Genomic DNA, 12225 nt, shown 5'->3' on the forward strand with positions numbered 1-12225 from the left:
ACGGGTGTGCATAATACTGATTTAATTCACAAAATCAACACCATGCGATAAAAATTTAGAAATATCGAGTCGGGTCCGTTACACCCGCGGCGGCAAAGCCAGCAGCCCGCAGACGGCAGCTGTCGCACTTGCCACACGCCCGACCATCGTCATCGGCCTGATAGCAGGAAACGGTCAAAGCGTAATCGACCCCATGCCGCAGACCAGCCTGCACGATCTCAGCCTTGCTCATGTGCTGCAACGGCGCACAGATGCGAAAACCCTGCCCTTCTACCCCAGCTTTGGTTGCCAGATTAGCCATGCGCTCGAAGGCCTCGACGAACTCCGGACGGCAATCAGGGTAACCGGAATAGTCCACCGCATTGACCCCAATAAAGATATCGCGCGCACCCAACACCTCAGCCCACCCCAGCGCCAACGAGAGGAACACCGTATTGCGTGCCGGCACGTAGGTAACCGGGATGCCTTCGGCCGGGCCTTCCGGCACGGCAATCGAAGTGTCGGTCAACGCCGAACCACCAATACCATTGAGGTTCAGACCAATGACTTTGTGCTCGATCACGCCCAACTGGCGCGCCACACGCTCGGCAGCCTGCAACTCGGAGCGATGGCGCTGGCCATAGTCGAAGCTCATGCTGTAGCAGGCATAACCCTCAGCCCGAGCCAAAGCCACTACCGTGGCGGAGTCGAGGCCGCCGGAAAGCAGGATTACCGCTTTCTTGTCTGTCATATCAGTGCCCCGGCTCGTCATTCCAAAGAATTTTGTGTAGCTGCATTTGCAGTCGGACCGGCAGATTGTCAGCGACGATCCAATCGGCCAGTGCGCGGGCATCCAACTCATGATGGCTGGGCGAAAACAACACCTCACCGGCGCGATCCTGCAGGCGATACTGAATCAGCTTAGAGACCGCCCAGTCGTAGTCTTCGCGCGAGCAGATGACGAATTTCACCTGATCGTTGGCAGTCAGAAACTCGATGTTCTCGTAGCGATTCCGAGCGACTTCAGCCGAACCCGGAGTCTTCAAGTCGACCACCTTGCTCACCCGCGGATCGACCGCCGAGACATCCAGCGCACCACTGGTCTCCAACGAGACCTCATAGCCAGCGTCACACAGACGCTCGAGTAGGGGGATGCAGCTGGGTTGAGCCAACGGCTCACCACCGGTCACGCAGATATAACGCGGCCGAAAGCTGGCGATGCGCTCAAGAATCGCCTCCAGACTCATCAGCTCACCGCCACTGAAGGCATAGGCGGTATCGCAATACTGACAACGCAGGGGGCAGCCGGTCAGGCGGACAAACACAGTCGGCAAGCCGGCGGTGCGCGTCTCGCCCTGCAACGAGTAGAAAATCTCGGTAATGCGCAGGTTTTTTTGCATATCAGCCACGGGCGTGACGGCGAAACAGGCCATCCGCCTCCGTTGCGGGAATTGGGGCGAAGATTCTAACGAAAAAACCCGCGTCAGGCGCGGGTTTTCTTGAACTTCGAATCAGCTTTCAGGGACGCTGCAAATCTCGCTGCGCCAACTGCGCCGCCGAACTGCCAGGGAACTGAGCAATCACTTGCTGCAAAATGCCCTTGGCTTTATCGGCATGGCCTAAGCGCTGCTCGACATCAGCAAGTTTGTACAAGGAGTCAGGCACCTTGGGGTGACTCGGATAAAGCTGGCTGACCTTGGCAAACGCCTGACCGGCACCTTGCAGATCGCCCTTAGCCAAATTCACTTCACCCAACCAGTACTGCGCATTCCCTGCGTATTGACTGTTCGGGTACTTGCGCAGGAAAGCGGTAAAAGCCTGGCTGGCCTTATCGAAGTCCTTAGTCTTGATCAGATCGAAGGCAGCGTCGTAATACAGCTTCTCCTTCGCCGGATCACCCGGTTCGTTACTCGCCGCGGCTTGACCCGCTGGCTGAGTCGGTGCGGCACCGGCATTGATTGCACCGGTTGCAGCAGGATCTTGGGTAGCTGGAGCGCCAGTTGCGCCGCCGGCCAAACGTCGATCGAGGTCTTGATAACGCTCCAGGCCTTCTTGCTTCAGGCGCTGAATCTCGTTTTGCTGCTCCTCGACCATGCCGCGCAGTCGCGCGACCTCTTCTTGCAGTTGTTGCAGCTGCATAAACAGCTCACCCTGCGCCGAGGTCGGGGCCGTAACCCCTCCCCCGGCGTAGGCGCCGGACGTGCCATAACCAGCAGGCGGATAACTACTGCTGCCGTAATTGGCATTGTCATCCACCACAGGAACCTCAGCCCACGCCGCAAGCGGCAAGCTGAGAGCCAAAACAGTTAAAGCACGTCGGCACGTACGCATGGCGAATTACTTACGCAGTTCGACGCGACGGTTTTGAGCCCAGGACTGCTCGTCGTTGCCAGTGGCAACCGCACGCTCTTCGCCGTAGGACACCAGCTCTGCCTGAGCCGGGGAAACGCCTTGCAGTACCAGGTAGCGCTGTACGGCTTTAGCACGACGCTCGCCCAGAGCCATGTTGTACTCGCGGGTGCCGCGCTCGTCGGTGTTGCCTTCCAGAACGACGCGAGCGCCGTTGCCTTTCAGGTCTTTAGCGTGAACGTCCAGAGCGCGCATAGCTTCCGGCTTCAGGTCGGAGCTGTCGTACTCGAAGTAGAAAGTAGTGATAGCGCGCAGAGCAGCTTCTTCGCTCAGGCTGCCATCGACGGCACCGCTGTTAGCGCCATAACCAGCGTTCGGATCAACAGCGCCTTCGCCAGCGGTGTCGCCGCCTTTGGAGGAGCAACCAACAGCCACAGCCATGGCCATGGCCAGCGCAGCAAACTTGCCAAATTTCAACATTTCCATAATAAAACTCCTAATGACCCCAGTTGTGTTAAGTAAAAGGTTTTGCGCCGCATCAGTTCAGGTAGGGCGACCAGGATGGCTCTCGGATTTCGCCTTGCGCGGTTGGAATCGGGAGTTTTACTCGTCCATTGATGGAGGCGAGAATCAAGACTCCACGGCCCTGCTGGCGGGTCGCGTAGATTACCATGGTGCCGTTAGGCGCGACAGTAGGCGACTCGTCCAGGCTGGTATCGGAAAGTATCCGCACATTGCCCCGCTGCAGATCTTGAGCCGCTACTTTGAAGTTGGTGAACCCGTCCTGGCGGTGAATCATCACCAAGGTCTTTTCGTCCGCCGACAACTTCGGATTGGCGTTGTAGTTACCAACGAAGGTCACGCGTTGCGGCTCGCCGCCACCGACGCGGGTCTTGTAGATCTGCGGCTTGCCAGCACGGTCCGAGGTGAAATAGAGGGTCTGGCCATCAGCCCCCCAGTACGGTTCGGTGTCGATGGAGAAATGATTAGTCACTCGCTGCAACTGACGAGAGCCCAGATCCATCACGTAGATCTCCGGGTTGCCGTCCTTGGACAGCACGAAAGCCAGGCGATTGCCATCAGGGGAAAAGGCCGGCGCACCGTTCAAACCTTCGAAGTTGGTGATCTGCTCGCGACGACCGGTATCGATGTGCTGGATGAAGATGCGCGGACGCTTCTGCTCGAACGACACATAAGCGATACGCTTGCCATCATTGGCAAAGCGCGGCGAGAGAATCGGCTCACGCGACTGCAGCAAAGTCACGGCGCGAGCGCCGTCGTAGTCGGAGCGCTGCAGGGTGTAGCGGGTGCTATTCACCGAGAAGCGCTCAGCGGTGACGTATAGCATCCGCGTGGAGAACGCACCCTTGATGCCGGTGAGCTTCTCGAACGACTGGTCAGAGATGTAGTGCGCCATATCGCGCAGTTGATCGGCGCTACCGCCAACGCTACCCGAGAGCACTTGCTGTTCGGTCGCCACGTTGAACAAGGCGTATTGAATCTGTAGGCGACCGCCATTCGGGACGATGCTGCCGACCATCACATACTGAACGCCCAGGGCTTTCCAATCGCGAAAAATCACTTCGCTGGCCTGAGTCGGCAAACTGATCATGTTTTGCCGCGGAATCGGCTCGAAGGTGCCAGAGTTACGTAGATCTTTGCCGATGATGTCGGCCATATCCTCCGGCAGCACGGTTCCACCCTGCCAACCGAAAGGCACGATAGCAACCGGAATGGCCCGATCCGAGCCACTGGTGACCAGAATGTTCTTTTCCTCAGCAGCCGCCATTCCGGCGGCGCAGCAAAGAACCACAAGTATTCCTCGAAGAATTTTGATCACAACGCTAAATCCTCAGGTGTGAAGGTCATCTTGAATGAACGATAGGGATTAAAGTCAGTGGGACTCAGGCCCTGCATTTCTATGAGTCGGCCGATGTTTTTGACCGCTGCAACAGCTGAACTGTCAAAGGGCCCATTACCGCTGGAGCGCGTCACGCCGACACTGGTAATGGTGCCGTCTGGCAACATGGTGATCTGTAGCACCACCGTCATGCCGTTACTGGCGCCTGGCGGTCTTGTCCAGCCTTCCGCCGCACGCATTCTGATCAGATCGTCGAAGTTACCCGAGACCTGGTCGCCGATCTCGTCACCGAGAGCCGCTTGCCGCTCAGTATCCTCGGATAACAACTCCGCCAGTGCCTGGGCTTTCTTCTCTTCTGCCGCCTTGCGTGCTGCTTCAGCAGCTTTTTTCTTGGTCGCTTCGGCAGCCGCTTTCTTCTTCGCGTCCTCTGCCTTTTTCGCGTCTGCCACGGCTTTTTTCTTGGCCGCCTCGGCATCAGCCTTTTTCTTGGCCTCTGCTGCCGCTTTCTTCTTTTCTTCTTCGGTTTTCTTCTTGGCGATATCCGCCAATTGCTTTTCTTCGGCCTTCTTCGCCTCTTCGGCTTTCTTGGCCTCAGTAGCTTTTTTCACTTCCTCGGTCTTTTGTGCTGCTTCGGCCTTTTGAGCTTCTTCAGCTTTCTTTTGTTCCGCCGCCTTGGCCGCTACCTGCTTTTCCTGCTCGACCTTTTTCGCCTCCAACTGCTCGACTTCGTACTGTTTGGCTGCAGTCTTTTTCGCCTCACCAGCAATTTTCTGGTTGGTCTGCACGGTTGCCGGGCTTTTCGACTTGAGCTCGTACAGGGTGGCCTGAACGATCGGTTTAGCGGGTGGCAGCTCTGGCGTGAAAGCAAAACTGACGAAAAGCATGCCAAACATCAGGACGTGCAAACCTATCGCCCAGACGCTAGGCCAGAAGTAGCTTTCCGAAGAGGAGCGCTCGCGCTGCTGCATTACGGCGCCTCTGTAATCAGACCGACATTGCCCACGCCAGCCTGCTGCAGCCCGCCCATTGCAGCCATCACCGCGCCGTAATCAACGGATTTGTCGCCACGAATGAACACCTGGGTCTGCTTACCCTGGCTACGGCTCTGGTTCATGATCGCCGTCACAGCGGTGGTCATTTCAGGCAGGCTCAGGGCTTTCGCCTGCTGCTTGTCGGTATCCACTTCGCTGCCGAGATTCCAGTAATAGGTCTTGTCGGCCTTGATCGAAATAGTCAGCACCTGGGTGTTGTTGTCTTGCGGCAAGGCCTCACTGGAAACCTTGGGCAGATCAACCTTGACGCCCTGGTTGAGCATCGGGGCAGTCACCATAAAGATCACCAGCAGCACCAACATCACGTCGATGTAAGGCACTACGTTCATCTCGGCAACTGGTTTACGTCTCTTACGAATACGGGCCATGGGTTAAAACCTTTCCATCAAAGAAACCTGCGTCTTAGAACCCGTTCAATGTCTGCTGCGCTTGGTCATGCTGCGTTGAAAACAGGCTCGGAATGCTCATTTACAGCTCGTAAACTCCGCTTCCTCGCCTGTGTTCGCCTTGCCTGACCTGCGCTCGCGACGACCTTGAACAGGTTCTTAGTCGTCGCTGGTGTGCACTTTACGGTGCAGGATGGCTTGGAATTCGTCGGCAAAGGTGTAGTAACGGCCAATCAGCGTCTCACCGCGCGCGGCGAAGCGGTTGTAAGCGATTACCGCCGGAATGGCCGCAAATAGGCCAATTGCCGTAGCGATCAGTGCCTCGGCAATGCCCGGTGCAACTGTGGCGAGGGTCGCTTGCTGCGCCGAAGCCAGTCCGCGGAAGGAGTTCATGATCCCCCAGACGGTACCAAACAGGCCGATATAGGGGCTGGTGGAGCCCACGGTGGCGAGGAATGGCAGGCTTTGCTCAAGCTTTTCTTCTTCACGGGAAATCGCCACGCGCATCGCACGGTTCACCCCGTCCATCACCGCATCCGGATCGACACCTGGTTGCTGACGCAGGCGGGAGAACTCCTTGAAGCCGCCACGGAAGATCTGCTCGACGCCGGAATCCGGATCAGGGTTGCTGCCGGCCTGGCGGTACAGCTTGGACAGGTCGATGCCCGACCAGAAACGCTCCTCGAAGCTTTCCAGCGAACGGCGCGCCGCACGAATCATCGTGCTGCGCTGGAAAATCATGATCCATGAGGTAACCGATGCGGCTACCAGGATGAGCATTACCAGCTGCACCACGATGCTGGCATTGCTGATCAGGCTCCACATGGAGGTATGGTCGACGACGTTGGCTTCCACGTTTAATCTCCTGCTTTAGATGTACCCGCGCCGCTCAGGCCGGCAAAGGCCGCGCGCAAAGCTTCGGGAAAGGCCCGGGGTTTCAAACTGTCGGCGCGCACACAGGCCACCAGGAACTGCCCTTCACAGAGCAGCGCATCATCCGTTGCCCGCCGAACCTGTTGACGAAAGCGCAGGCTGGCACGGTTTAATTCGATTACTTCGGCGCTGACCAGCAGCTCATCATCCAGCCGCGCCGGCGCGTGATAGCGCGCTTCGCTGGAATGCACGACGAACAACAGGTTCTCCCCCGCCAGCGCAGACTGGGCAAAGCCCAAATCGCGCAGCCGCTCGGTACGAGCCCGCTCCATAAACTTAAGGTAATTGACGTAGTAAACGATGCCGCCGGCATCGGTGTCCTCGTAATAAACGCGACAACGATGTGCGAACGACTCAAGCTCATTTTGCGCGCGCATACTCTAGTGCTTACTCCCCGGGTTGCCAATCAGGCTAAACAACTGTTTTGCAACCATCTATCTCATTCGTCCTGAATGAATCGGTTGAATTTTGCAGCCTTGAGGCTACTCATCAACGGCAAACAGATCAGCCGTCGGCAGCTCCCCCATACGCTTGGGTACATTCAAACCAAAATGCAGATACGCATGCCGGGTCACCACCCGGCCACGGGGGGTGCGCATGATGTAGCCCTGCTGGATCAAGTAAGGCTCCAGCACGTCTTCAATGGTATGCCGCTCCTCGCTGATTGCTGCTGCCAGGCTGTCGACACCCACCGGGCCGCCATCGAATTTCTCGATCATGGTCAACAGTAGCCGGCGATCCTGATGATCGAAGCCGTGCTCATCGACATCCAACAAGTTCAGCGCCAGATCGGCAATTGGCCGGGTGATATGCCCCTTGGCGCGCACTTCGGCGAAATCTCGCACGCGCCGCAGCAAACGGTTGGCGATCCGCGGCGTACCACGGGCACGCCGCGCAATTTCGTAAGCACCCTCAGGATCGAGCGGCAAACCGAGGATACCGGCCGAACGCCCGACAATCGTGGCCAAGTCAGGGATGCTGTAGAACTCCAGGCGCTGCACGATACCGAAGCGATCGCGCAACGGATTGGTCAGCATGCCGGCACGCGTCGTAGCGCCGATCAGGGTAAAGGGTGGCAGATCGAGCTTGATCGACCGGGCCGCTGGGCCCTCACCAATCATGATGTCGAGCTGAAAATCCTCCATTGCCGGATATAGCACTTCTTCGACAATCGGCGAGAGGCGGTGAATTTCATCGATAAATAACACATCGCCCGGCTCCAGATTGGTCAGCATCGCCGCCAAATCACCAGGGCGCTCGAGCACGGGGCCAGAGGTGCTCTTGATCGAGACACCCATTTCCTGCGCAACGATATTGGCCAAGGTGGTTTTACCCAAGCCTGGCGGACCAAAAATCAACGTGTGATCGAGCGCTTCGCTGCGCCCCTTAGCGGCCTGAATAAACAGTTCCATCTGCTCGCGCACTTTCGGCTGACCGATATATTCAGCCAGCCGCAACGGACGAATAGCCCGGTCCAACTGCTCATCGCGGTCGCGGCCGGAAGCGGTAATCAGGCGGTCGGCGTCTATCACTTAAACCATTCCTTTCAATGAACGACGGATCAACTCTTCACTGCTTAAACCGTCTTCCTGCACTGCAGACACCGCACGACTTGCCTCCTGGGGTTTGAAACCGAGGGAGATCAGCGCGCTCACCGCGTCATTCTCTGCGCTTGAGACTGCGGCACCGGTCCGAGGTTCAACCACCAGCGTGGCAATGCCCGGCATGGTTTCCCAGGCCTTGAAACGGTCTTTCAACTCGACCAGTAGGCGCTCGGCCGTTTTCTTGCCGACGCCCGGAATCTTCACCAGGACGGAGGTATCTTGCGCCTGAACGCAGCGTACCAGTTCATCCACTTCCAGGCCGGACATCAACGCCAGCGCCAACTTGGGGCCAACACCATTGAGCCGGATCAGCTCGCGAAACAGCTCACGCTCGCGCTTCTCGCTGAATCCATAGAGCAAATGCGCGTCCTCACGCACCACCAGATGGGTGTGCAGGGTCACCGGCTCACCGACGGACGGCAGACGGTAAAGCGTGGTCATCGGCACTTCCAGCTCATAACCGAGGCCATCCACATCCACAATTAAATGCGGCGGCTGCTTTTCCACCAAGGTGCCGCGTAGGCGTCCAATCACAATCCTATTTCCTTGAGTAGGCTGGGCAGAGGCTCTAGCCGAAACCCAGCTTTGTAACGGTTGTGCTGGGTTTCGCTGCGCTCTACCCAGCCTACAGAACTTACAGCCTGAGCCGGCCGCCGCGACTACGCGCGCCAGCCAGGCCGTGGGGAATCAGACTTGAGCGGGTATGCGCATGACACAGGGCAATCGCCAGCGCATCGGAGGCATCGATCTGCGGTTTCTGCGTCAACTTCAATAGGTGCATCACCATCATCTGCACCTGCTGTTTATCCGCACCACCGGTCCCGGCAATCGCCTGCTTGACCTGGGTCGCCGTGTACTCGGCGATCTCCAAGCCCTCCTCCACCGCCGCCACTATTGCCGCGCCACGCGCCTGCCCCAGCTTCAGCGCCGAGTCGGCATTCTTGGCCATGAACACCTGCTCGATGCCCATGGTCACCGGGCCGTATGTCTGAATGACCTCACGCACCCCACGAAAAACGATCTGCAGCCGCTCATGCAACGCACCACTGCCCGTACGAATACAGCCCGAGGCAACATATTCACAGCCACGACCAAGGTCGCGCACCACGCCGTAGCCGGTGATACGTGAACCAGGGTCGATGCCAAGAATAAGAGTCATAGCGCCTGCAGCTTGAAAATGATGCTTAGTGCCAAACAGTCAGTGTCCGGCAGCTTAAAGGCAGAAGCCGGGGGCGCAAAGTCGCGTGGTGATCACGCCCTTGCGCCTCCGGCTTCAGGGATACCGCAGCAGTTCGGTTTAGCCAAGCTGCTCCATGATTTCATCCGGAATTTCGGCATTGAAGTAGACGTTCTGCACGTCATCCAAATCTTCAAGCATGTCGATCAGCTTGAGCACCTTCTGCGCGGTTTCCAGGTCCGTCAGCTCGACCATGATCGAGGGAATCATGCTGATCTCTGCCTCATCGCCCTTGAAACCGGCAGCGACCAAGGCCTCATTCACCGAGATGAAGTCAGCGAAGGTGGTGAAAACGTCGATGGAGCCATCCTCATTGGTCACTACATCATCGGCACCAGCTTCCAGCGCAGCATTCATCAGGGCGTCTTCATCCACACCCGGGGCGAAGCTGATCTGGCCTTTGCGATCGAACATGTAGGCAACCGAGCCGTCGGTACCCAGGTTGCCGCCGCACTTGCTGAAGGCATGCCGCACTTCGGCCGCAGTACGATTGCGATTGTCGGTCATCGCCTCGACGATCACCGCCACGCCGTTAGGCGCATAACCTTCATAGCTCAGCTCTTCGACGTTATCGTCATCGCTGGAGCCCACGCCGCGGGCGATCGCCCGGTCGATGGTGTCGCGGGTCATGTTGGCGCCGAGCGCCTTGTCCACCGCCAAACGCAGACGCGGGTTATCCGCCGGCAGGCCGCCACCCTGACTCGCGGCGATGGTCAGCTCGCGGATCAGCTTGGTGAAAATCTTGCCTTTCTTGGCGTCCTGACGCCCTTTGCGATGCTTGATGTTGGCCCACTTGGAATGACCAGCCATAACGCACTCCGAATTCTTGTCCTGTTGGACGGCCCACCAACCTGGGCCGCCCGGGGTTTAAACCGAACTATTCCGCTTTCGGCTGTTCGCGCAGACGAATGTGCAGTTCACGCAGCGCTTTAGCATCCACCGCACCCGGCGCCTGGGTCATGACACAGGCCGCGCTCTGGGTTTTCGGGAAGGCAATCACTTCACGGATCGACTGGGCGCCAGTCATCAGCATCACCAGACGGTCCAGACCGAAGGCCAGACCACCGTGCGGCGGCGCACCGTATTTCAGGGCGTCGAGCAGGAAGCCGAACTTCTCCTGCTGCTCGTCTTCACCGATGCCGAGTAGACGGAATACCGCTTGCTGCATCTCTTTGCGGTGAATACGAATCGAACCGCCACCCAGCTCGGTGCCGTTCAGCACCATGTCGTAGGCGCGCGACAGCGCCGCGTGCGGATTGGCTTCCAATTCTTGCGGCGAGCACTTGGGGGCGGTGAACGGGTGGTGCAGTGGGGTGAGGCTGCCGTCGTCGGTCTCTTCGAACATCGGAAAGTCGACGACCCACAACGGCGCCCACTCGCAGGTGTGCAGCTTGAGGTCGTGACCGACTTTGATCCGCAGCGCGCCAAGGGCGTCGCTGACAATCTTGGCCTTGTCGGCGCCGAAGAACACGATGTCGCCGTCCTGGGCGCCGACGCGATCGAGGATCACCTGGAGGTTTTCCTCAGGGATGAACTTGACGATCGGCGACTGCAGACCCTCGACGCCCTTGGCGCGCTCATTGACCTTGATGTAGGCCAGGCCTTTGGCGCCGAAGTTGCCGACGAACTTGGTGTAGTCGTCGATCTGGCTACGCGGCATGCTCGCGGCACCCGGTACGCGCAAGGCGGCAACGCGGCCTTTCGGATCGTTGGCCGGACCACTGAACACCTTGAAATCCACGGCGTTCAGCTGATCGGCAACATCGACCAGTTCCAGCGGGATGCGCAGATCCGGCTTGTCGGAACCGTAGCGACGCATGGCCTCTTCGAAGGTCATGTGCGGGAACTCGCCGAATTCCAGATCCAGCACTTCCTTGAACAGCTTGCGAATCATGCCTTCGGTCAGACCGATGATGTCCCCTTCATTGAGGAAACTGGTCTCGATGTCGATCTGTGTGAATTCCGGCTGGCGATCGGCCCGCAGGTCTTCGTCGCGGAAGCACTTAGCTATCTGGTAGTAACGATCGAAGCCCGCCACCATCAACAACTGTTTGAACAACTGCGGTGACTGCGGCAGAGCAAAGAAGCTGCCGGCGTGGGTACGGCTCGGCACCAGGTAGTCACGCGCGCCTTCCGGCGTGGCGCGGGTCAGGATCGGCGTTTCGACATCGAGGAAGCCATTCTCGTCGAGGTAACGACGGATGCTGGTGGTGATGCGCGAACGCAGACGCAGCTTATCGGCCATTTCCGGGCGACGCAGGTCGATAAAGCGATAACGCAGGCGGGTTTCTTCGCCCACGTCGGAGTACTCGTTCAGCGGGAACGGCGGAGTCTCCGCCTCGTTCAACACTTCCAACTCGTAACCGAGCACTTCGATAGCGCCGGATGCCATGTTGGCATTGACCGCACCCGCCGGACGCAAACGTACCTTGCCGGTGATCTTGACCACATACTCGCCGCGCACACGGTCAGCGGCGGCGAAGGTATCGGCACGATCGGGGTCAAACACCACCTGGGCCAGGCCTTCACGGTCACGGATGTCGAGGAAGATCACCCCGCCATGATCACGGCGGCGATGGACCCAGCCGCACAGGGTGATTTCTTGACCGTCAAGGCTCTCGTTCAGTTGGCCGCAATAATGGCTGCGCATCATGATGGTGGTTTCGCTTCTCGTAATTCGACTAGTCGGTGTGCTGTTTAAGAATCTGTTCAATATCTGCTGCGCTTGGCCATGCAGCGTTGAAAACAGGCTCGGAATGCTCATTTACCACTCGTAAACTCCGCCTCCTCGCCTATTTTCGCCTTGCCTGACCTGCGCTCGCGA

The 12225-nt window shown here is 58.3% G+C and carries 14 protein-coding genes; all 14 read right to left on the bottom strand.

Annotated features, from left to right (window positions below; all coding sequences use genetic code 11):
* Positions 1–55: 55 nt before the first annotated feature.
* The 14 genes from queC to aspS all read right to left on the bottom strand — a co-directional run bounded on the left by queC (position 56) and on the right by aspS (position 12054).
* Positions 56–730 (bottom strand): 7-cyano-7-deazaguanine synthase QueC, encoded by a 675-nt coding sequence (gene queC / locus D3879_RS18575; protein ID WP_119955734.1) that lies wholly within the window; start codon positions 728–730, stop codon positions 56–58.
* A 1-nt stretch (position 731) separates the two neighbouring features.
* The gene (queE, locus tag D3879_RS18580; protein ID WP_119956350.1) at positions 732–1379 is read right to left on the bottom strand and encodes a 7-carboxy-7-deazaguanine synthase QueE; all 648 of its coding nucleotides are present in this window, start codon (positions 1377–1379) and stop codon (positions 732–734) included.
* A gap of 118 nt (positions 1380–1497) precedes the next feature.
* The gene (ybgF, locus tag D3879_RS18585; protein WP_119955735.1) at positions 1498–2310 is read right to left on the bottom strand and encodes a tol-pal system protein YbgF; all 813 of its coding nucleotides are present in this window, start codon (positions 2308–2310) and stop codon (positions 1498–1500) included.
* Positions 2311–2316: 6 nt separating this feature from the next.
* Complete coding sequence (gene pal / locus D3879_RS18590) at positions 2317–2814, bottom strand: peptidoglycan-associated lipoprotein Pal (RefSeq protein ID WP_119955736.1); 498 nt, start codon at positions 2812–2814, stop codon at positions 2317–2319.
* 52 nt (positions 2815–2866) lie between these two features.
* Entirely contained in the window at positions 2867–4117 is a 1251-nt protein-coding gene (gene tolB, locus D3879_RS18595; RefSeq protein ID WP_218567853.1) for a Tol-Pal system beta propeller repeat protein TolB, read from the bottom strand.
* 47 nt (positions 4118–4164) lie between these two features.
* Positions 4165–5157, bottom strand: coding sequence for a cell envelope integrity protein TolA (tolA, locus tag D3879_RS18600; RefSeq protein ID WP_119955738.1), 993 nt, complete (start codon positions 5155–5157; stop codon positions 4165–4167).
* Entirely contained in the window at positions 5157–5609 is a 453-nt protein-coding gene (gene tolR / locus D3879_RS18605; protein ID WP_119955739.1) for a protein TolR, read from the bottom strand. The genes tolA and tolR overlap by 1 nt, the downstream gene beginning before the upstream one ends.
* Before the next feature lie 177 nt (positions 5610–5786).
* Positions 5787–6482: a protein TolQ gene (gene tolQ / locus D3879_RS18610; RefSeq protein ID WP_119955740.1), complete on the bottom strand. Its 696-nt coding sequence runs from the start codon at positions 6480–6482 to the stop codon at positions 5787–5789.
* A gap of 2 nt (positions 6483–6484) precedes the next feature.
* A complete protein-coding gene (gene ybgC / locus D3879_RS18615; protein WP_119955741.1) occupies positions 6485–6937 on the bottom strand; it encodes a tol-pal system-associated acyl-CoA thioesterase in 453 nt (150 codons plus the stop codon).
* Positions 6938–7042: 105 nt separating this feature from the next.
* A complete protein-coding gene (gene ruvB, locus D3879_RS18620; protein WP_119955742.1) occupies positions 7043–8092 on the bottom strand; it encodes a Holliday junction branch migration DNA helicase RuvB in 1050 nt (349 codons plus the stop codon).
* Positions 8093–8698: a Holliday junction branch migration protein RuvA gene (ruvA, locus tag D3879_RS18625; RefSeq protein ID WP_119955743.1), complete on the bottom strand. Its 606-nt coding sequence runs from the start codon at positions 8696–8698 to the stop codon at positions 8093–8095.
* Between the two features lie 100 nt (positions 8699–8798).
* A complete protein-coding gene (ruvC, locus tag D3879_RS18630) occupies positions 8799–9323 on the bottom strand; it encodes a crossover junction endodeoxyribonuclease RuvC (RefSeq protein ID WP_119955744.1) in 525 nt (174 codons plus the stop codon).
* A 138-nt stretch (positions 9324–9461) separates the two neighbouring features.
* On the bottom strand, positions 9462–10211 hold the full coding sequence (locus D3879_RS18635) for a YebC/PmpR family DNA-binding transcriptional regulator (protein WP_119955745.1): 750 nt from the start codon (positions 10209–10211) through the stop codon (positions 9462–9464).
* Between the two features lie 67 nt (positions 10212–10278).
* Positions 10279–12054 (bottom strand): aspartate--tRNA ligase, encoded by a 1776-nt coding sequence (aspS, locus tag D3879_RS18640; protein ID WP_119955746.1) that lies wholly within the window; start codon positions 12052–12054, stop codon positions 10279–10281.
* Between the last annotated feature and the right edge of the window lie 171 nt (positions 12055–12225).

Source organism: Pseudomonas cavernicola (genome assembly GCF_003596405.1).
Classification (GTDB): Bacteria; Pseudomonadota; Gammaproteobacteria; order Pseudomonadales; family Pseudomonadaceae; genus Aquipseudomonas; species Aquipseudomonas cavernicola.